The following is a 19,036-nucleotide window of genomic DNA, read 5'->3' on the forward strand; positions in this document are numbered from 1 at the left end:
TCCTTAAGTGAGCCAACCACCGCAGAACGTCGTCGAGATCGCCGAGCGCCGCGCCGCCGCACGGGCCGACAAGGACTTCGAAGCCGCCGACCGGCTGCGCCACGAGCTCGCCGAGGCCGGATACGACGTCTACGACACGCCCGGCGGGGGCTTCGAGCTGACCGAGCGCCCCCACTACGAGGTGTGGCCCTCGGTCCGGTCGATCCCGGTGTCGTCGATCGTCGAGGGCCGCCCGCCCGGCGATCCCGACCCGAAGTCGACCGTCCCCTATCCGGGCTCGATCACCGAGACGGCCCTGAACGACGCGGGCACCCCGTCGATGGCCGCCTCGCAGGCTCTCTGGGACGGCGCGATCGCCACCTCCCGGGTCGACCGGCAGATCGACGTCCCCAAGCTGACCGCCTCGGTCGCGCTGCTGGTCGACGGGTGGCCCGACGACCTGCGGGCCTGCGTCGCGGCGCTGCTCGCGCACACCGACGCCGGGATCATCGCGCTCGACCTGGGCAACGTCGACGGCGCCGGGGACGTCCTGCACGAACTGGCCGAGGACCACCCCGACCGCATCAGGGCCTGGCACGTCGCCGAGCGGCCCCATTGGGCCGGCGGCACCGCCGAATGGGGCCCGGCGCGGACCAAGCTGCTCCAGCTCGACACGGCCGACGCCCATGTGGTCATGGAGACCTCGACGATCCTCGAAGGCGACGCGATCAGGCCGCTGCTGCGGGCCCTCGAAGTGCCCGACGTGGTCGGCGCCGGATGGAAGGGCGTCGAGCCCGAGCCCGGCGGCAACGAGTGGCGCGAGGCGGGCGCGGGCGAGGTCACGGCGCTGCTCGGCTACCTCTTCGCGGTCAACCGGGCCAGGGCGCTGGGCATCGGCGGTTTCCCGGAGCACGCGCGCTTCTACCGCAACGCCGACCTGGAGTTCTCGCTGATGCTGCCGGGGCGTCTGGTCGTACCGGAAAAGGATCTTCCGGTACGTCAGGCCCGCCACCGGGGCTATTTCGACACCGAGGCGGCCTACCGCGAGCAGGAGTCGCAGCGGACCTACGACAGAGTTCTCGCCCTGCTGCGCCGTTAGGCTGGCGGGCATGGAAGAGGGGGTGCGGCTGGCGCCGCACACGACGTTGCGGATGGGCGGGAACGCGCGGGCCTTCGTGACCGCCGAGACCGACGAGCGGCTCGTGGAGCTGGTGTCCGAGGCCGATGAGCGGCGCGAGCCGGTGCTGATCCTGGGCGGCGGGAGCAATCTGGTGCTCTCCGACGCCGGGTTCGACGGGCTCGTGGTCAAGGTCGGCACCCGCGGGATCACGAGCTTCGGCGGCCTGGTGACGGCGGCGGCCGGGGAGGACTGGGATCCCCTCGTCGAGCGGTGTGTGGCCGAGGGGCTGTCGGGGATCGAGTGCCTGTCGGGCATCCCCGGGCTGGTCGGCTCGACCCCGATCCAGAACGTGGGCGCCTACGGCCAGGACGTCTCCCAGACCATCGTGGCCGTGCGGGTCTACGACCGGCTGATGCGGGAGACGCTCGACCTGCCCGCCGGCGAGTGCGGTTTCGCCTACCGCGACAGCGCCTTCAAGGGCGCCCTCGACCGGTTCGTGGTCCTGTCGGTGACCTACAAGCTCCAGGAGAACGGCCTCTCGCAGCCCTTGGCGTACGCCGAACTGGCCAGGAGCCTCGGCGTCGCGCCCGGCGAGCGGGTGCCGCTGGCGCGGGCCCGTGCCAAGGTCCTCGAACTGCGCAGGGGCAAGGGCATGGTGCTCGACCCCGCCGACCCCGACACCATCAGCGCCGGGTCGTTCTTCACCAACCCGATCCTGGGCAAGGCGCAGGCCGACGCGCTGGAGGAGCTGGCCCCCGGCTACCCCCGCTGGCCCGCCGACGCCCCGGGGATGGATGGCGCGGTGAAGGTCCCGGCCGCCTGGCTGATCGAGCACGCCGGGTTCCACAAGGGCTACGCCCGGGGGCCGGTCCGGCTGTCCACCAAGCACACCCTCGCCCTCACCAACCCCACCGGTCAGGCCTCGGCCGCCGACCTCGTCGAGCTCGCCCGGGAAGTCCGGGATGGGGTGAAAGCGAAGTTCGGGGTGACCCTGGTGAATGAACCCGTGATGATAGGCGTTAGTCTGTGAGACAGCCCGAAGGGGAGTAGTCCACAACACCGCTGGTCGACATACTGACGCGTTCGCCGCGTCCGGCCGCGGGGGCCCGTGTGGCGGACGAGACCTTCGGCCCGACAGTGTTCGAACGCTGCCGGGCCGAAGTGATGCTCCCCGGCAGAACTCGGCCCGGTCGCGCTGATGCGAAAGGCGACCTCCGAGTGGATGCGTTCTGGATCTCCCTCGCCGTGATCTTCGTGGCCGAGCTGGGCGACAAGAGCCAGCTGATGGCCATGACCTTCGCCACCAGGTTCCGGCCCCTTCCGGTCCTGGCCGGCATCACGATCGCGACGGCCGTCGTCCACCTGTTCTCCGTCGCCCTCGGCGGCCTCCTCGGCGACCACCTCCCCACCACCGCGATCTCCATCGTGGCGGGCATCGCGTTCCTCGGCTTCGCGCTGTGGACGCTGCGCGGCGACTCCCTGACCGACGAGGAGGCCGCGAAGGCCAAGCGGGCGACCAAGTCGGTGCTGCTGGCGGTGACGGTCGCGTTCTTCCTGAGCGAGCTCGGCGACAAGACCATGCTGGCCACCATCACCCTGGCCACCCAGTACGGCTGGGTCGGCACCTGGATCGGCTCGACGGTCGGCATGGTGGCCGCCGACGCGCTGGCCATCGTGGTCGGCGGGCTGCTCGGCAAGCACCTGCCGGAGAAGTGGATCAAATACGGCGCCGCCGCCGCGTTCGCCGTCTTCGGCGTGCTCCTGCTGCTGGAGCCCGTGCTTAGTTCGTGAAGCGAGACGCGGACGGCCGAAGGCCGGCCGTGGCTCGCGCTGGGAATCTGCCCTAATTGAACAGCGAGAGGCGGTGGGCCGCCGCGGCGGCCTCGCCCCGGGTCGAGACGCTCAGCTTGGACAGGATGTTGGAGACGTGGACGCTGGCGGTCTTCGCCGAGATCGTCAGCGTCTGGGCGATGTCCCGGTTCGACCGGCCCTCGGTCAGCAGCCGCAGCACCTCGATCTCCCGGGGGGTCAGCAGCGCCGTCGTCTCGGCCGGGGCGTCGGTCAGCGCGATGCCCGACCGCCGGGCCAGCGCCCCGATCTGGTCGATCAGCGGGGCGGCGCGCAGGCCGGTCGCGAGCGCGTGGGCCTCGCGGAGCCGGACGGCCATCGCGTCCCTCTCCCGGCCGTGGGCGGCCATGAGCAGGTTGCGGGCCCGCTGGTAGGGGCGCCTGAGCTGGGCCCACAGGGCCGCGGCCTCGTCGAACTCGCCGTGGCACTCCCGCTCGTAGGCCTCGCCGACCGGCCCTTTGGCCTGCATCGTGACGCGGAACTCGTCGGCCCTGGCCCGCAGGGCGGCGGCCCGGTTGGGGCTGATCGGCAGCGCGGCGTCGCTCACCCGGTAGGCCGTCGCGAGCAGCCGCCAGCCGAGCATCGGCTTGCGGGACAGCGGCCAGCTGTTGAGCGCCTCCTCGGCCCTGGTCAGCGCGGTCTCCGGGTTGCCGGTGAGCAGATGCCACTGGAGGGCCGCGCGGGTGTTGAGGATGCGCTCCTGGGTGTACTCCTCGGTGTGGCCGGACAGGGCGCCCACGTCGGTCAGGTCGGCGAGGGTCTGCTCCAGCTCGCCGCGGGCCATGCCGATCTGGATCCGCACCCGGAGCAGGTGCCACCGGTTGAGCGGGGACGGGTCGAGCATCAGCGACCGGTTGATCAGGTCGAGCGCCTCGTCCCAGCGGCCCAGCGATTCGAGCGCCTCGGCCCGGTTGTTGGCGATGAAGACGCCCTGGTTGCGGTAGCGGCCGTATTCGCGGGCGAGCTTCTCGGCCTCCAGGGCCAGCGCCACGGCCTCCTCGGAGCGGCCCAGGTTCTCCAGCGCGTCGACGTTGTTGGCCAGCGCCCGCAGCACCACCCGGCCGCTCTTGAGGCGGGTGCCGATCGCCTGGGCGCGGGCGTTGACGGCCAGCGCGGCCTCCAGGTCGTCGTTGATCGAGTGGCCGAGCGACAGGTTCATCAGGAGGTCGGCCTCCCGGCACTCGTCGCCCATCTCCCTGGCGATGCGCAGCGCCTCGGTGGTGAGCGCGGTGCCCTCGACGATCTCGTCGGCCATGATCAGCAGGGTGCCGAGGCGGGTCAGCACCAGCGTCCGCGTCTCGCTGGGCAGCGGCACCAGCCGCTCGGCCCTCCTGAGGTCGTCGATGGCCCCGGCCCGGCCGCGCTGCTTCTTGCAGCTCGCCATCCGGACCAGCAGCTCGGCGACCCGCTCGGGGGCGGTCTCGTCGTCGAGCTCGGCCAGCGCCGCTTTCACGTATTTGAGCGCCCGGTCGACGTCGCCGGCCGCGTAGGCGCCCTCGGAAGCGCGTTCGAGCACCGTGGTGTGGTCGGCGCCGATGCGCTGCGCGGCGTCGGGGACCTTGTCCCAGAGCGTGAGCACCCGTTCGAGGAGCTGCACCTTCTCCGTGTACGCGAATGCCTTGGTCGCCTTCTCGGAGGCCTCCCAGGCCGAGACGAGCGCCCACAGGTCGTCTCTGGCCGAATGCCAGTGGTGGGCGATCTCGATGGCCGCCCGGCCCGGCGGCACCAGGGCGCGGTCGCGGTCGATCTCCTGCGCGAAGCGGGCGTGCAGCCGGGCGTGCTCACCGGGCAGCAGTTCGTCGTGGACGGCCTCGCGGATCAGCGCGTGCCGGAAGGTGTAGCCGCCGTCGGCGACCTGGAGCACGTTGCGGGCCACGGCGGGCCTGATCGCGTCTTCGAGGTCCGACTCGGACAGCCCGCTGACCGCGCAGAGCAGGGGATGGCCGATCCGGTTGCCGCCGGCCGCCGCGATGCGCAGCACCCGCTGGGTCTCCTCGGGCAGGCGCTCCACCTGGCCGATGATCAGGTCGTGCAGCGACTCGGGCAGGTTGCCGTCGGTGCCGCAGTCGAGCAGCGCCTCGACGAACAGCGGGATGCCCGCGCTGCGGTCGAAGATGGTCGACACCCGGCCGTAGGTCGGGGTGGTGCCCAGGATCCCGGCCATCTGCCGGGCCACCTCGTCTTCGGTGAAGCGGGGCACCTCGACCTTGACGACCCCTTCGACGCGGGTGAGTTCGGCGAGCACCGGCCGGAGCGGATGGGTGCGGTGGAGTTCGTCCGACCGGTACGTCAGCACCATGAGCATCGGAATCGCCGACACGTTCCGGCTCAGGAAGGCGATGAGGTCACGGCTCGACCGGTCGGCCCAGTGGACGTCCTCGATGACGAGGACCATCGGGCGGCGCTCGGCCAGCCGTTCCAGCAGCGTGAGGATCTGTTCGAACAGGCGGGCCCTGGCCGTGTCGGTCTCGACGTCGCCGCTGGGCTCGCCGAACTCCGGCAGCAGCCGGGCCAGGTCCCGCCCCGCGCCCTCGGGCAGCAGCGCGGCGACGTCCGCGGCCCCCATGTCGCGGACGAGCTGGCGCAGCACCGCCGTGAACGGCGCGTAGGCGAGGCCTTCGGTGGACAGCTCGACGCAGCCCCCGGCGAAGACCTGCGCTCCGCCGGCGGCCGCCTGCTCGGCGAACCTCGTGACCAGCCGGGTCTTGCCGACCCCCGCCTCGCCGCCCACGAGGACGGCGGCGGCGGCCTGTTTACGGGCCTGGTCGAAAATCTCGCCGAGCTGCTCCAGCTCGATCTCCCGTCCGACGAAGACGGGGCTAGCGGCCCGACCCATCATGGCGTCCAGCATGTCATGCCTACTTCGGGAGATTCGCGCCTTTTTACGGGGGATGAGATGCCGGGCCGGGAGGGAGGTTCCGGCCCGGCATCTGGACGCGGGTCACAGCGCCCGGAACTTGCCGAGGCTGGCGCGGAGGCGGTGATGCCCGCCCCGCTCGCGCGCCTTCTCGGCCTCCCTGACACGGCGGTAGCTGGTCGCCTCGTCGTGGAGCTCGGCCACGCGGTTGAGGATCACCTGGTAGTGCAGTTCGGGGGTCATCCGACCTTCTCCTTGTTCGGTTCTTCTTTCCTTACTCAAGGTTCCGGCTAAGACCCCGTCCGGCACATCGGGCGGATGCCCTATGTCCTGGAGGCTCTGTGGGCATTCGTACCTAAGACCCTGCTTAGGCCGGTTGTGAGATGTGCCAAAAACGGAGGCCCAGTGTCGTGAGCACCCGGTTTGGCGGTATTCCCCAAGGTCGGCGATGCTGGGGAGGTGTCAACTGTGACTGCCTCGTCGAATGCCTCACTGCGGGCGTTCCTGCACGGCCTGCCCGGTGTCGACCGGGTCGGCGCCGACGCCAGGGCCGCGATGCTGAGCACTCGATCGATCAAGACGTCCGCCAAACGCCAGGCCATCGACATGGCCATCTCCATGGTCGACCTCACGACCCTGGAGGGCGCCGACACCCGGGGCAAGGTCCGGGCGATGTGCGCGAAAGCCGTCCACCCCGACCCGGCCGACCCCACCGTGCCCAGTGTCGCGGCGGTCTGCGTCTACCCCGACCTGGTGGCCGAGGCGCGCGACGTCGTCGGCTCGTCGGGGGTGAAGGTCGCCTCCGTCGCGACCGCGTTCCCCAGCGGGCGCTCCACCCTTGAGGTGAAGGTCTCCGACACGGCGTTCGCCGTCGCGGCCGGGGCCGACGAGATCGACATGGTCATCGACCGGGGCGCGTTCCTGTCCGGCGACTACCTCAAGGTCTTCGAGGAGATCCAGGCGGTCAAGGCGGCCTGCGGGGAGGCCCACCTCAAGGTCATCTTGGAGACGGGCGAGCTGGCCACCTACGACAACGTGCGCCGGGCCTCGTGGCTGGCGATGCTGGCCGGGGGAGACTTCATCAAGACGTCCACCGGCAAGGTCCAGCCCGCCGCCACGCTGCCGGTGACGCTGGTCATGCTGGAGGCGGTGCGCGACTTCCTCGCCGTCGAGGGCCGCAAGGTGGGCGTGAAGCCGGCCGGCGGCATCCGGACGACCAAAGACGCGATCAAGATGCTCGTGCTGGTCAACGAGACCGCCGGGCCCGACTGGCTCGACCCCGACTGGTTCCGGCTCGGCGCGTCGTCGGTCCTCAACGACCTGCTGATGCAGCGCCAGAAGCTCACCACCGGCCGTTACGCCGGCCCCGACTACTTCACCCTGGACTGAGATGATCTTCGAGTACGCACCGGCGCCCGAGTCGCGCGACGTCGTCGACATCAGACCGTCGTACGGGCTGTTCATCAACGGCGAATTCGTCGACGGGTCGGGGACCCCCTTCAAGACGATCAACCCCGCCTCCGAGGAGACCCTGGCCGAGGTCGCGACCGCGACCGAGGCCGACGTCGACCGGGCCGTCCAGGCCGCCCGCAAGGCCTTCGGGGTCTGGTCGGCGCTGCCCGGCTCCGAGCGGGCCAAGTACCTGTTCCGGATCGCCCGGATCATCCAGGAGCGCGCCCGCGAGCTGGCCGTGCTGGAGTCGATCGACAACGGCAAGCCCATCCGCGAGTCGCGTGACGTCGACCTGCCCCTGGTCGCGGCCCACTTCTTCTACTACGCGGGCTGGGCCGACAAGCTCCAGTACGCCGGCTACGGCACCACCCCGCTCGGCGTCGCCGGGCAGGTCATCCCGTGGAACTTCCCGCTGCTGATGCTGGCCTGGAAGATCGCGCCCGCGCTGGCCTGCGGCAACACCGTCGTGCTGAAGCCCGCCGAGACCACGCCGCTGACCGCGCTGCTGTTCGCCGAGATCTGCCAGCAGGCCGACCTGCCGCCCGGCGTGGTCAACATCGTCACCGGCGCGGGGGAGACCGGCGCCGCCGTCGTCGGCCACCCCGACGTCGACAAGGTCGCCTTCACCGGCTCGACCGAGGTCGGGCGGCTGATCGCGAAGTCGGTCGCCGGCACGACCAAGAAGGTGACGCTCGAACTCGGCGGCAAGGCCGCCAACATCGTCTTCGACGACGCGGCCCTCGACCAGGCCGTCGAGGGCATCGTGACCGGCATCTTCTTCAACCAGGGGCACGTCTGCTGCGCCGGGTCGCGGCTGCTGGTCCAGGAGTCGATCGCCGAGGAGCTGATGGCCTCGCTGAAGCGGCGGCTGTCCACGCTGCGGCTCGGCGACCCGCTCGACAAGAACACCGACATCGGCGCGATCAACTCCGCCGCCCAGCTCGCCAAGATCCGCGAGCTGTCCGACTCGGGCGAGGGCGAGGGGGCCGAGCGCTGGTCGCCGGCCTGCGCGCTGCCCGACAAGGGGTTCTGGTTCCCGCCGACCGTCTTCACCGGGGTCTCGCAGTCCCACCGGATCGCCCGTGAGGAGATCTTCGGGCCGGTCCTGTCAGTGCTCACCTTCCGTACCCCGGCCGAGGCCGTCGAGAAGGCGAACAACACGCCCTACGGGCTGTCGGCCGGAGTGTGGACGGAGAAGGCCTCCCGGATGCTGTGGATGGCGTCCAGGCTGCGGGCCGGGGTCGTCTGGTCCAACACGTTCAACAAGTTCGATCCCACCTCGCCGTTCGGTGGGTTCAAGGAGTCGGGCTACGGGCGTGAGGGCGGCCGCCACGGGCTCGAGGCGTACCTGAAGGAGATCTCGTGAGCGAGCGGCTGTCGGTGCGGAAGACGTACAAGCTGTACATCGGCGGTGCGTTCCCACGCTCGGAGAGCGGGAGGTCCTACGCCGTGACCGGCGCCAAGGGCGAGTTTCTGGCCAACGCGTCCAAAGCCTCCCGCAAGGACCTCCGGGACGCCGTCACGGCCGCCCGGAAGGCCTTCCCGGGATGGTCGTCCGCGACCGCCTACAACCGGGGGCAGATCCTCTACCGGATCGCCGAGATGCTGGAGGGCCGCCGGGCGCAGTTCGTCTCGGAGGTCGCCGAGGCCGACGGGGTGTCGGGGAAGAAGGCCGGCGAACTCGTCGACGCCGCCGTCGACCGGCTGGTCTGGTACGCGGGGTGGTCCGACAAGATCACGTCCCTGCGGGGATCGGCCAACCCCGTCGCCGGGCCCTACTTCAACCTCTCCACGCCCGAGCCGACCGGCGTCGTCGGGATCGTGGCCCCGCCGATGGGGCCGCTGTTCGGCCTCGTCTCGGTGATCGCGCCGGTGATCGTGACGGGGAACACGTGCGTGGTGATCGCCTCCGAGCGGGCGCCGCTGCCGTCGATCACCCTGGCCGAGGTGCTGGCCACCTCCGACCTGCCGGGCGGGGTGGTCAACATCCTGACGGGGTCGGCCGCCGAGATGGCCCCGTGGATGGCCGGGCACATGGACGTCAACGGTCTCGACCTCACCGGGGCCGACGCCGAGCTGGCGCAGAAGTGCGAGGAGCTGGCGGCGGAGAACCTCAAGCGGGTGCTGCGGCCGGGCGGCAAGACCGACTGGGCGGCCGACCCGGGCACGGCGCGGATGACGGCGTTCCTGGAGACCAAGACGGTCTGGCACCCGATCGGGATCTAGGCCTCATAAGAGGCCGTGCCGACGGGCGAACTCACCGAAGGACGAACCGGAACACGGCAGTCGCATACCTGTGGCGATCAGCGCGTCGATGATGTTTCCGGCCGAGACTTCGGTGAGTTTTCCCTCTCGGCACGCCATGGCGAGCAGCCAGACCGTGCCGTGGGTCCTCAGCCCATGGGCGATGCCTACTTTCTTCGCATCCGCATCGTCAATGATCGATATCGCGCCTGCGCGCTCGGCCGCGGCGAAAACGCTCGCCTCGCCACGATCGCGCTGCGTCGAACCGATGCGCCGGGTCCATTCGACGAAGTCTTCGAAGGCTTTCCTCGATGAGATGGTGACTACCCCGAGCCAGTCGGCGTCGAGCACACTGCGAAGAAGTGGACGGTCTGGCAGGCCGTCACGGATCTCCGCCCGGACGATCTCCGTGGTCATGCACTCAGTTCCGACCATCAGGTCACGCAGAACGTCGAACCGATCGGCGAGGGCGAAGTGATTCAGGCAGGGGGCGTCGAAGACGAGGGGAGTCGGCGTCACGGAGCGGAGTCGCCCTCCTCCAGATCGGGCAGACCATCTGCCCGAACAGCGCCGCGCATCATCTCCAATGCTCGCGATGTTGTGACGAGCCGTCTTTGATATGCCTCATAAACGGCATCCAAATAGCTGGGCGGCACTCTGATCTCATTCAGATCGGGCTGCGGCTTCCAGCCGATCGCCGCCTTGAGTTCGGCCTCTGGGGGATTGCGCCGCTTCAGGAGGTTGGCGGTGTCACGGGTGACGAAACCTGCGACGCAGGCTTGCCGGACCGTCAGTGACCAGGATGCCCGGTACTGCGCGGCGATCCGAACCAGGGGCTCCCTTACCTTGTCGGAGTCGAGCGTGGAGAACACGGACGTCGGAATCAGCAGTTCGGCTGCGAAGGCGTCGACCACCGCCTCGCGATCGCCGCGAGGGGCGCTGACCCCGAGGTCGGTCGAGTATTCATCTCCGATGATGAGATGCCCGAGTTCGTGGGCCGCCGTCGCGCGTCGGCGACCGGGATCGGCGTGTCTGCTCACCACGGCGGCGGCGAGGTCATCGTCGACCGCCGAAGCGCCGTCCCCGGGAAGGTCGACCACGGCGACGAGTTGCCCGACCTGTTCGGAAACGGAAATCATCGACTCGATGGGGCTGTCCCCCAGACCCACCGTCCGGCGAACCCAAAGTGCGGCCATACGCGCGCTGGTCACATCTGTGACCGGCTTCGGGTATCGCTTGATCGCGGGAACCGCGAGAAGTCCCACTTCGATCAGTTGCCGGATGTCCGCCAGCCAGGCGGAAAGCCCCACGCTCAGCCGAAAGGCTTGGCGGCCGGCATCCGTCGCGGTGTCCTCGGAGAGTTGGGCGCGGCGGGAGATGACGGGCGGTGGGGAACTGATCAGGTAGTCGAGCGGAACCCGCAGGACATCGGACAGCCGGATCAGCTCCAGCGCGTCGATGCGCCGTGTGCCGAGTTCGATCTTCGCGACCATGGTCCGATCGAGGCCCAGAGCGCGCGCGAGCTCCTCCTGCGAAAGCGAGGCCGCCAATCTGCTCTCGCGAACGCGCTCACCGACATCCGCCCACTGCTCCGGGTCTTTCATAGTGCGATAATCGCACATTGTTTAGACTGTGGCTACCTGAAGTATTAAAGAACAGTCGACATAAGTGTTAAAGTAATTCGAACTATTTAAAAAGCGGTGCGTGTCTCGGCCACGGGCGGGCGCGTTCCAGGTGGCCCGCCAGGCTGAGCAGCATGCCCTCTCCGTCCGGTGGGGCGATGAGCTGGATGCCGATCGGCAGGCCCGAGCTGTGCCGGCCGAACGGGATCGTCATGGCGGGCCAGCCCGCCATGTTCCACGCCCCGGTCAGCGGGGCGAACCTGATCTCGGCCCAGGGGCTGCGGGATATCCCCCGCACTTCTGGTGGCGGGTGGGCGACGGTCGGGGTGATCAGCACGTCGGCCTCGCCGAACCAGAGGTCGGCGCCGCTGGCGCGCCAGCCGTCGCGGCCCCGGGAGCCGTCGCGACGGACCTTCTGGAGCAGCCGGCCGGTGCGGGCCATCGAGCGGGTGCGCCCTTCGAGCCTGGTCTCGTCGAGGTCGTGGGCGTCGGCGGCGGCGCAGGAGTACCAGGCGGCGACGGTCGACCAGCCGAGTGACGCCGGGAACCGGCGGCCGTGGTCGACGACCGTGTGGCCGGCCTCGCGCAGGGTCGCCCCGGCGGCGCGGGCGGCGTCCTGGAGTTCGGGGTCGACCGAGAAGCCGGGGGGCAGCGGGTTGGGGGCGACCGCGATCCGCAGGTCTTCGGCCTCGGGGAGGATCGGCGTGCCCGTCATCACGGCCAGGGCCAGGACCGTGTCGTCGACGCTGGTGGCCAGGGGGCCGTTCTCGGCCATCGCGAACCAGTCGTGCGGCGGGGGCTCCATCAGGCCGTGTCCGGGTTTGAGGGCCATCACGCCGCAGCACGCGCCGGGGATGCGTAAGGAGCCCAGGCCGTCGTTCCCGAGGGCCAGCGGGACCATCCCGGCCGCCACGGCGGCGGCGCTGCCGCCGGAGGATCCGCCGGCCGTCCGCGTGGGGTCCCAGGGGTTGCGGGTCTCGGTGAGGGCGTACAGACAGAGTTCGGGGACGTTCGTCAGGCCGATGACGATCGCGCCCGCCGCGCGGAGCCGGGCCACCACGGGGTGGTCGTCCGCGGCGGGGGCAGACGGTGAGGCGAGCGAGCCGTTCGCGGCGGTGTGACCGGCCACGGCGACGTTGTCCTTGACGGCCACCGGCACCCCCGCCAGCGGCAGGCCGGGCCGGTGCCCGAGCGCCTTCGCCTCGGCGAGCGCGGTGTCGGCCAGCACGGTCCGGAAGGCGCCGATGGCCCCGTCACGTGCGGCGATGACCTCAAGGTGGTCGGCCACGACCTGTTCCGCGGTCGTCTCGCCGGCGCGCACGGCGTCGGCTATCTCCACGGCGGTGCGTCCGGCCCACGACATGTCCAGAGTGTGGACCGGACGCACCCGCCATTTGAAGGCTCGTAACCAAGACGATGCCTACTCGACCTTCTTCGGCGCCCGTCCCGCCTGACTGAGCGCCATGCGGAGCGCGTATTCGATCTGCGCGTTGACGCTGCGGAGGTCGTCGGCCGCCCACTTGGCGAGAGCCTCGTGGACGGCCGGGTCGAGCCGCAGCAGGAGCTTCTTCGGCTCCTTCTTGGCGGGACGTTCGTCAGGCATACAGACTGCCGGCGTTGACCACCGGCTGGGTCGCCCGGTCGCCGCACAGCACGACCAGGAGGTTGGAGACCATCGCGGCGCGTCGCTCCTCGTCGAGTTCGACGACGTGCTCGGCGCTCAGCCGGTCGAGGGCGAGTTGGACCATGCCGACCGCGCCCTCGACGATCTGCCGCCGGGCGGCGACGACCTGGGCGGCCTGCTGGCGGACCAGCATCGCCTGGGCGATCTCGGGGGCGTAGGCCAGGTGGGTGATGCGGGCCTCCAGCAGCTCGATCCCGGCCAGCTCGGTGCGCTCGCGGAGCTCGGTGGTGAGCTCCTCGGCGACCGTCGCGCCGTCGCGGAGGCTGGTGCGGTCCTCGATGTGGGAGTCGTAGGGATGCGTCGTCGCCAGGTGCCGGACGGCGGCCTCCGACTGGATGGCGACGAAGTTCTCGTAGTCGTCGACCGAGAACGAGGCCTTGGCGGTGTCGACGACCCGGTAGACGACGACCGCGCCGATCTCGACGGGGTTGCCGTCGGCGTCGTTGACCTTGAGCTTGGCGGTCTCGAAGTTGCGCACGCGGAGGCTGATGCGGTTCTTCTCGGTGAAGGGGACCGTCCAGGTGAACCCGGCCGTCTTGACGGTGCCGATGTAGCGGCCGAAGAACTGCACGACCTTGGCCTCGTTGGGGTTGACGATCGCGAACCCGGACGCCGGGAGGAACACGATCACCGCCGCCACGACCACGCACACGATGAAGAACGCCTCGTCCTGGGTCATGCCGAACAGCACCAGCGCGGCCGCCACGACGAGCAGCGCGACCAGGACGACGAACCCGTTCATCCGGTAGGCCTCTCGCTCCATGCGCTATCTCCTGACTATCGAAGTGATATCACTACGATAGCTCATCGACGGTCTCCAGGGTCAAGAGCTCGGCCACGACGACTCTGTAGTGATATTTCGCGGTCGCCCCTTTGACGGTGGTCAGGTACTCGTCGTCGCTGATGCGGTAGACGCTGCGGGTTCCGTGGTTCATCGGATGCTGCGGGGCGTGCCGCACGGCGAGCTCGTACGCGATCGACCTGGCCTCCGCCCGCTCGCCCTTGACCTCGTAGATGTCCGAGACGCGCCACTCCTTGCGGTTGGCGCTGCCGACGTTCTCCTCGATGAGGACTCTCCACTGGCTCATGACCGGCGATCATGCCAAAACGCGCCCTCCCCGGAGGGAGGGCGCGTCTAGATGGGCTGCTGAGCTACTCGCCCAGAAGGTTCTTCAGGGTCTGCTGGTCGACTTCCTTGACCTGGTCGGCCGGCGGAGTCTGCACGGTGACCGGCTTGTCGTAGTCCTTGACCGTCAGGTTCAGGTTGAACGGCTGCCCGCCTTCCTCGTTGCGGAACTGCTGCCGCTTGACCATGCCCGAGGAGTCGACCCAGGTGTCCACCCGCAGGGTCTTCGGCCAGTTGCCGGGCGACGCCGTCGGCGTGGGCAGGCCGGCGGCCTGCGCCGCCTCCTGCGTGTCGAGGCTGGAGCTGTAGTGGGTGACGGTCTGGCCGCCGACCTCCTCCTCGCCCTCGTTCTGGACGTCCTTGTGCGCGGCCGCGATCTCCTTGATCGTCGCGGGGTCCTGGAGGCGTCCGCTGGTGAGCAGATCGGAGATCATCTTTCCGCGCTCACCGGGCAGGTTGTCCAGCGGCACCCGCCACCAGGTGTTGCCCTGGTTCGGGATCAGGCCGCCGCCGTTCACCAGGGCGTTGTCGCCGTTGACGATGATCTGCGGCTGCGCCGGGTTGGGCTTGCCGTTGAGCGTGAGCTGGTTGACCTTCGCGGTCAGGAGTCGGGGTTCGTTCTGGCGGGCCCATGTGCCGCGCGCGTCGATCTTTCCCTTGCTGGTGAAGTGCATGCTGCCCGACGCCGTCTTGGCCTCGGCGCTCTTCGTGAGAGCGTCCTGCAGGGCCGTCGCCGGTTCGGCGGTCGTCGTGGGGCTGGCGGACGGGCTCTCCGAGCCTGATGGGCTCAAGGACGGCTCAGGACTCCCCGCGGGTGCGGATGAGGGGACGTCCGGTACGGGTGTTGCCCATGCCGCCGTCGTCCCGACCCAGGCAGCGGCCGAGACCACTGCCGAGGCCGTGCCGAGAGCGGCGAGCCGAAGACGAGCGTGTCGCATGTGTCCCCCTATATGCGATTTGTGCTGTCTCAAGCACCGTAAGTGCGCAAATGGGCGAAAAGTAGGGGAATGTCCATTTGGGGAATTACGCGGATGATCGCTTGACCGATGAGCGCCGGATCTTGACTGATCGTCTAGCGACGACGGGGATTGGTCCGGGCTGTGGGCGGTGCGGACAGCGGGTCCTCCGGCCAGGGATGCTTCGGATAACGCCCCCGCAGCTCGGCCCGGACCTGCCGGTAGCCCTCCCGCCAGAACGACGCCAGATCCCCCGTCACGGCGACCGGTCTTCCCGCCGGTGAGAGCAGGTGGATCGTGACCGGCACCCCCGCCACGGCCGGGGTCGCCGTCCACCCGAAGAGCTCCTGCACTTTGGCCGCCAGCACCGGCCGGTCACCGCTGTAGTCGAGCCGGACCTGCGCGCCGGTGGGAATCTCCAGTCGTTCCGGCACGACGTCGTCGAGCCGTGCCGACCAGGGAACGAGCCCCCGCAGAGCGGCGGCGACGTCGACGGCGGCCAGGTCGGCGCGGCGGCGGACCCTGGTCAGGTCCAGCCTCTCCACCAGCCCCCGCTCGACGTCGGGCCAAGGGTCGCCGAGCGCTCTGCGGGCGAACTCCATCCTCTCCCTGAGGGACTGAGCGGCCGGGGTCCACCTGAGCAGGCCCAGCCCTTCGAGCCGCAGGCCCTCCTTGACGGCCTCCTCGACGTTCACGTTCTTCAGGGGCCTGGACGACAACTCGATCGCCCCCAGCCTGCGCGTCCGCCGGGCGACGACGTCGCCGTCCCGCCAGGCGATCTCGTCGTCCTCGGTGACCGGCCCCGACATCAGCGCGGTGTCCTCGTCGATGACGGCGGCCTGGCGGACCCGCGCGGCGGCCCGCCCGGTGGCCCGGTCGGCGACCGCCACGGCCAGCCACTCGGCCTCGGCCAGGCGGGAGCCCTGCTGGACCTCGGCCCCGGTCCCGGAGGCCATGACGAACCCGGAACCGGGCCGCCGCCGGGCCACCCGCTCGGGATAGGCGAGGGCGACGACGATCCCGGCGGCCTGGTCGTCGGTGAGCCGCGCGATGCGGGGGGCCTCCGGGGCGGTCGCCTCACGCGTGAGCCGCTCGGCCTCGCGCCGGACCTCCGGCGTGCGGGTGGTCCGCCAGACCGTGACGAGGTCGTCGGAGGCGTCGCGGGGGAGCTGCCCGGACAGCAGGGCCACGATCTCGGCGGCCCTGCGGGCGCCGGTCACCGGCGCACCGTCCAGCAGCGCGCGGGCGAGCCGGGGGTGCACCCCGACGGCGGCGATGCGTCGCCCATGGGGGGTGACCTGGCCGTCGTCGAGCGCTTGGAGGAGCGTGAGGGTCTCCCGAGCCGCTTTCATCGCCCCGGCGGGCGGCTGGTCGAGCAGCGACAGCCGCTCGGAGCCCCAGCACGCCGCCTGGAGGGCGAACGAGGTCAGGTCGGCCAGCGCGATCTCGGGCTGCGGGTGGTCGGCCCGCCGCTCGGCCTCCGGCCAGCACCGGTAGACGACCCCCGGCCCCTCACGCCCGGCCCGGCCGGCCCGCTGGGTGGCCGCCGCCCTCGACGCGGGGACGGTCACCAGCGATCCCAGCCCTCGCGCGTGGTCCATCCGGGGTTCGCGGGCCAGCCCGGAGTCGACCACGATCCGCACCCCGGGGACGGTCAGGCTCGACTCGGCGACGGACGTGGCCAGGATGACCCGGCGTTCCTCACTGGGGGAGAGCGCCGCGTCCTGGACCTGCGCCGGCGAGCCGCCGTGCACCTGGAGGACGTGGAGATCGCCGAGCTGCCGCCCGACCGCGCCGAGCTCGGCCACACCGGGCAGGAAGCAGAGCACGTCGCCGTCGTGCTCCGCGTGGGCCCTGCGGACGACGGACGCGACATGGGAGAGGAAGGCCGCGTCCACCCGGGGCCAGATCACCGCGGGCCGGGGCGGCGGCGCCCAGACGGTCTCCACGGGGTGGACCGCGCCCAGGGCCTCGACCACGGGGCCGCCGACGAGCGAGGCCCACCGGGGCGCGTCGGCGGTGGCCGACATGGCGAGGATCCGCAGGTCGGGACGGAGCGCCGCGCGTACGTCCAGAAGAAAGGCCAGGGTGGTGTCGGCGTCGAGATGACGCTCGTGGCACTCGTCGACGATGACCACGTCGACCCCGTCGAGCTCGGGGTCGCGCTGGAGCCGCTGGAGCAGGACACCGGTCGTCACGACCTCGATCGCGGTCTTCGCCGAGACCTGGCGTTCGCCGCGAATGGTGTAGCCGACCGTCTCGCCCACCTTCTGGCCCAGCGACCAGGCCATCCGCCGCGCGGCGGCCCGGACGGCGATCCGCCGGGGCTCGGCCACCACGACCTTGCGGGGGGCCAGCGCGAGCGGGACGAGCGTGGTCTTGCCACTGCCCGGAGACCCGGTGAGCACGGCCGCGCCGGCGTCGTCGAGGGCGGCCAGCAGCCGTGGCAGGGCGTCGGTGACCGGGAGCACGCCCGTCAGCTTAGGCCGCTTGGGCGAGGCCGAGGAGAAGCTCGGCGTTGGAGCCGGTGTCCTTGAGCCTGGACAGGAACGGCTCGTAACTCTCGTGGCTGTGCAGCGCCTTGCGCAGCCGCCAGACCAGCGGCAGCTCGGCGGCGTCGAAGAGGAGCTCCTCCCGGCGGGTGCTCGACCCGGTGACGTCGACGGCGGGGAAGACCCGCCGCTCCGACAGGGCGCGGCTGAGCCGCAGCTCCATGTTGCCGGTGCTCTTGAACTCTTCGAAGAGGTTGTCGTCCATCTTCGACCCGGTCTCCACCAGGGCCGTCGCGATGATCGTGAGCGAACCGCCCTCGCGCAGCTTCCGCGCCGCGCCCAGCACCCGCTTCGGCGGGTGGACGGCCCGCACGTCGATCCCGCCGCTGAGCGTCTTCCCGCCGCCGGGCAGGGTCATGTTGTACGCCCTCCCGACCCGGGTGATCGAGTCGATCAGCATCACGACGTCGTGCCCGTCCTCGACGAGCCTCTTGGCCCGCTCGATCGCGAGCTCCACGACGGCGATGTGATCGGCAGGCGGCCGGTCGAACGTCGAGGCGATGACCTCGCCCCGCACGGATTCCCGCATGTCCGTGACCTCCTCCGGCCGTTCGTCGACGAGAACGACCATGAGGTGCACGTCAGGATGGTTGGTGGCGACGGCGTCGGCGATGGCCTTGAGGATCAGCGTCTTCCCGGCCTTGGGCGGCGCCACGATGAGCCCCCGCTGCCCCTTGCCGATGGGGGCCAGCAGGTCGATCACCCGCGTGGACAGAACGGATTTGCCCGTCTCCAGCCGGAGCCGCTCTTCCGGATGGACGGGCGTGAGGTCCGCGAAATGCGGCCTGCCGGCAGGCGGCCCGGCGTCGATGGACACGAGCCGGCCGCCCTGGGCGGTGCCGTGGACGACATCGCCCTGCCGGAGCCCTTTCAGCAGCTCGGGCGGGACGGCGACGTCTTCGGACGATCGAAGGTAGCCGTCGACCCGCAGGTGACGGCCGTCGAGGATGCCGCCCACTTTTCGGGTACGGCGAACGAGGGGGGTTGCCATGATGAGCTCCTTGGGAGCACGGGAAGGCAGGCCACGAAGGCCCTGTGGGACGCCTTCGGCGAATCAGAGTGAGTTCCGGGAACGTGCGCCGCTCAGCGGCCAGAAACACGCGGTCCCGATGTCACGGTAACACGGAGAGGCTCGCGGGTGTTCCCTGACTTTTTCCGGATCAGCGCCCGAACCGCTGGGCCACCAGCCTCGCGACCTCCTCGGGCCGCAGGTCGATGCGGGCCAGCCGGTCGAGGGGGACGGGCTCGATGACGTACTCGCCGCGGGTGGGGTCGGCGAACTCGGGCCCGTTTCTGAGGGCGGGATCCCAGGTGTCGATCCGGCCCAGGTAGAAGTGCTCTCCCGGGGTGACGTGGAAGATCGACTCGATGACAGCGGTCCCGCCGAGCTCCTCACGGACCTCCCGCAGCAGCGCCTCTTCCAGGCCGGCGTCGCCGGGCTCGACGCCGCCGCCGGGGAAGACCCAGTAAGGCGGCTGGCCCGGCCGCACCCGCTTGATCGTCAGCAGTTGTCCATCCGGCGTGAAGAGAACCGCCCGCACTCGACCTCGCGCCGCCTGCCGGTGCTCACGTTCATGGTTCATGGCCGGATATCCT

General features: G+C 70.5%; 18 protein-coding genes. 6 read left to right on the top strand and 12 right to left on the bottom strand.

The window, feature by feature from the left end; all coding sequences use genetic code 11:
* Positions 1 to 7 precede the first annotated feature (7 nt).
* The 3 genes from AW270_RS15125 to AW270_RS15135 all read left to right on the top strand — a co-directional run bounded on the left by AW270_RS15125 (position 8) and on the right by AW270_RS15135 (position 2,890).
* Positions 8 to 1,078, top strand: a complete 1,071-nt coding sequence (locus tag AW270_RS15125) for a CysS/YqeB C-terminal domain-containing protein (RefSeq protein ID WP_061294968.1) — start codon at positions 8 to 10, stop codon at positions 1,076 to 1,078.
* Between the two features lie 10 nt (positions 1,079 to 1,088).
* On the top strand, positions 1,089 to 2,129 hold the full coding sequence (locus AW270_RS15130; RefSeq protein WP_061294969.1) for a UDP-N-acetylmuramate dehydrogenase: 1,041 nt from the start codon (positions 1,089 to 1,091) through the stop codon (positions 2,127 to 2,129).
* A 188-nt stretch (positions 2,130 to 2,317) separates the two neighbouring features.
* On the top strand, positions 2,318 to 2,890 hold the full coding sequence (locus tag AW270_RS15135; protein ID WP_061294970.1) for a TMEM165/GDT1 family protein: 573 nt from the start codon (positions 2,318 to 2,320) through the stop codon (positions 2,888 to 2,890).
* A 52-nt stretch (positions 2,891 to 2,942) separates the two neighbouring features.
* Here AW270_RS15135 and AW270_RS41790 read toward each other — a convergent pair whose 3' ends face one another.
* Both AW270_RS41790 and AW270_RS38745 read right to left on the bottom strand, forming a co-directional pair.
* Positions 2,943 to 5,786, bottom strand: coding sequence for a helix-turn-helix transcriptional regulator (locus AW270_RS41790; protein WP_275477758.1), 2,844 nt, complete (start codon positions 5,784 to 5,786; stop codon positions 2,943 to 2,945).
* A gap of 102 nt (positions 5,787 to 5,888) precedes the next feature.
* Entirely contained in the window at positions 5,889 to 6,047 is a 159-nt protein-coding gene (locus tag AW270_RS38745; RefSeq protein ID WP_157521999.1) for a hypothetical protein, read from the bottom strand.
* Between the two features lie 216 nt (positions 6,048 to 6,263).
* Here AW270_RS38745 and deoC point away from each other — a divergent pair, with 216 nt between their 5' ends.
* From deoC to AW270_RS15155, 3 genes are read left to right on the top strand one after another with little or no spacing between them, the layout of a single operon-like run.
* The gene (deoC, locus tag AW270_RS15145) at positions 6,264 to 7,193 is read left to right on the top strand and encodes a deoxyribose-phosphate aldolase (protein ID WP_061294972.1); all 930 of its coding nucleotides are present in this window, start codon (positions 6,264 to 6,266) and stop codon (positions 7,191 to 7,193) included.
* A 1-nt stretch (position 7,194) separates the two neighbouring features.
* Positions 7,195 to 8,622 carry an aldehyde dehydrogenase family protein gene (locus AW270_RS15150; RefSeq protein WP_061294973.1) on the top strand — a complete coding sequence of 476 codons (1,428 nt, stop codon included), beginning with the start codon at positions 7,195 to 7,197 and terminating at the stop codon, positions 8,620 to 8,622.
* Positions 8,619 to 9,482 carry an aldehyde dehydrogenase family protein gene (locus AW270_RS15155; RefSeq protein ID WP_061294974.1) on the top strand — a complete coding sequence of 288 codons (864 nt, stop codon included), beginning with the start codon at positions 8,619 to 8,621 and terminating at the stop codon, positions 9,480 to 9,482. Before AW270_RS15150 ends, AW270_RS15155 begins: the two co-directional genes overlap by 4 nt.
* A gap of 3 nt (positions 9,483 to 9,485) precedes the next feature.
* Here AW270_RS15155 and AW270_RS15160 read toward each other — a convergent pair whose 3' ends face one another.
* From AW270_RS15160 to AW270_RS15205, 10 genes are all read right to left on the bottom strand, one after another.
* Complete coding sequence (locus AW270_RS15160) at positions 9,486 to 10,019, bottom strand: PIN domain-containing protein (protein WP_061294975.1); 534 nt, start codon at positions 10,017 to 10,019, stop codon at positions 9,486 to 9,488.
* Complete coding sequence (locus AW270_RS15165) at positions 10,016 to 11,104, bottom strand: helix-turn-helix domain-containing protein (protein WP_245674721.1); 1,089 nt, start codon at positions 11,102 to 11,104, stop codon at positions 10,016 to 10,018. The genes AW270_RS15160 and AW270_RS15165 overlap by 4 nt, the downstream gene beginning before the upstream one ends.
* Positions 11,105 to 11,186: 82 nt before the next feature.
* Positions 11,187 to 12,485, bottom strand: coding sequence for an amidase (locus AW270_RS15170; RefSeq protein WP_061295294.1), 1,299 nt, complete (start codon positions 12,483 to 12,485; stop codon positions 11,187 to 11,189).
* 57 nt (positions 12,486 to 12,542) lie between these two features.
* Positions 12,543 to 12,725 (bottom strand): type II toxin-antitoxin system antitoxin, encoded by a 183-nt coding sequence (locus tag AW270_RS15175; RefSeq protein WP_061294977.1) that lies wholly within the window; start codon positions 12,723 to 12,725, stop codon positions 12,543 to 12,545.
* The gene (locus AW270_RS15180; protein WP_061294978.1) at positions 12,718 to 13,569 is read right to left on the bottom strand and encodes an SPFH domain-containing protein; all 852 of its coding nucleotides are present in this window, start codon (positions 13,567 to 13,569) and stop codon (positions 12,718 to 12,720) included. The genes AW270_RS15175 and AW270_RS15180 overlap by 8 nt, the downstream gene beginning before the upstream one ends.
* Before the next feature lie 31 nt (positions 13,570 to 13,600).
* Positions 13,601 to 13,894: a hypothetical protein gene (locus AW270_RS15185; protein WP_061294979.1), complete on the bottom strand. Its 294-nt coding sequence runs from the start codon at positions 13,892 to 13,894 to the stop codon at positions 13,601 to 13,603.
* Positions 13,895 to 13,958: 64 nt separating this feature from the next.
* Complete coding sequence (locus tag AW270_RS15190; RefSeq protein ID WP_061294980.1) at positions 13,959 to 14,723, bottom strand: SCO4651 family lipoprotein; 765 nt, start codon at positions 14,721 to 14,723, stop codon at positions 13,959 to 13,961.
* A 281-nt stretch (positions 14,724 to 15,004) separates the two neighbouring features.
* Positions 15,005 to 17,359 (bottom strand): ATP-dependent helicase HrpB, encoded by a 2,355-nt coding sequence (gene hrpB, locus AW270_RS15195; protein ID WP_245674722.1) that lies wholly within the window; start codon positions 17,357 to 17,359, stop codon positions 15,005 to 15,007.
* A gap of 10 nt (positions 17,360 to 17,369) precedes the next feature.
* Positions 17,370 to 18,431 (bottom strand): transcription termination factor Rho, encoded by a 1,062-nt coding sequence (gene rho / locus AW270_RS15200; protein WP_082801570.1) that lies wholly within the window; start codon positions 18,429 to 18,431, stop codon positions 17,370 to 17,372.
* A 169-nt stretch (positions 18,432 to 18,600) separates the two neighbouring features.
* Positions 18,601 to 19,023: an NUDIX hydrolase gene (locus AW270_RS15205; RefSeq protein ID WP_061294983.1), complete on the bottom strand. Its 423-nt coding sequence runs from the start codon at positions 19,021 to 19,023 to the stop codon at positions 18,601 to 18,603.
* Positions 19,024 to 19,036: the final 13 nt, after the last annotated feature.

It is taken from the genome of Herbidospora cretacea (assembly GCF_001570605.1).
Classification (GTDB): domain Bacteria; phylum Actinomycetota; class Actinomycetes; order Streptosporangiales; family Streptosporangiaceae; genus Herbidospora; species Herbidospora cretacea.

Coding starts and splice junctions, on each gene's coding strand:
- AW270_RS15130 (WP_061294969.1), top strand. CDS start 1,089: ATGGAAGAGGGGGTGCGGCTGGCGCCGCACACGACGTTGCGGATGGGC.
- AW270_RS41790 (WP_275477758.1), bottom strand. CDS start 5,786: ATGATGGGTCGGGCCGCTAGCCCCGTCTTCGTCGGACGGGAGATCGAG.
- AW270_RS38745 (WP_157521999.1), bottom strand. CDS start 6,047: ATGACCCCCGAACTGCACTACCAGGTGATCCTCAACCGCGTGGCCGAG.
- AW270_RS15150 (WP_061294973.1), top strand. CDS start 7,195: ATGATCTTCGAGTACGCACCGGCGCCCGAGTCGCGCGACGTCGTCGAC.
- AW270_RS15165 (WP_245674721.1), bottom strand. CDS start 11,104: ATGAAAGACCCGGAGCAGTGGGCGGATGTCGGTGAGCGCGTTCGCGAG.
- AW270_RS15170 (WP_061295294.1), bottom strand. CDS start 12,485: ATGTCGTGGGCCGGACGCACCGCCGTGGAGATAGCCGACGCCGTGCGC.
- AW270_RS15175 (WP_061294977.1), bottom strand. CDS start 12,725: ATGCCTGACGAACGTCCCGCCAAGAAGGAGCCGAAGAAGCTCCTGCTG.
- AW270_RS15180 (WP_061294978.1), bottom strand. CDS start 13,569: ATGGAGCGAGAGGCCTACCGGATGAACGGGTTCGTCGTCCTGGTCGCG.
- AW270_RS15185 (WP_061294979.1), bottom strand. CDS start 13,894: ATGAGCCAGTGGAGAGTCCTCATCGAGGAGAACGTCGGCAGCGCCAAC.
- rho (WP_082801570.1), bottom strand. CDS start 18,431: ATGGCAACCCCCCTCGTTCGCCGTACCCGAAAAGTGGGCGGCATCCTC.
- AW270_RS15205 (WP_061294983.1), bottom strand. CDS start 19,023: ATGAACCATGAACGTGAGCACCGGCAGGCGGCGCGAGGTCGAGTGCGG.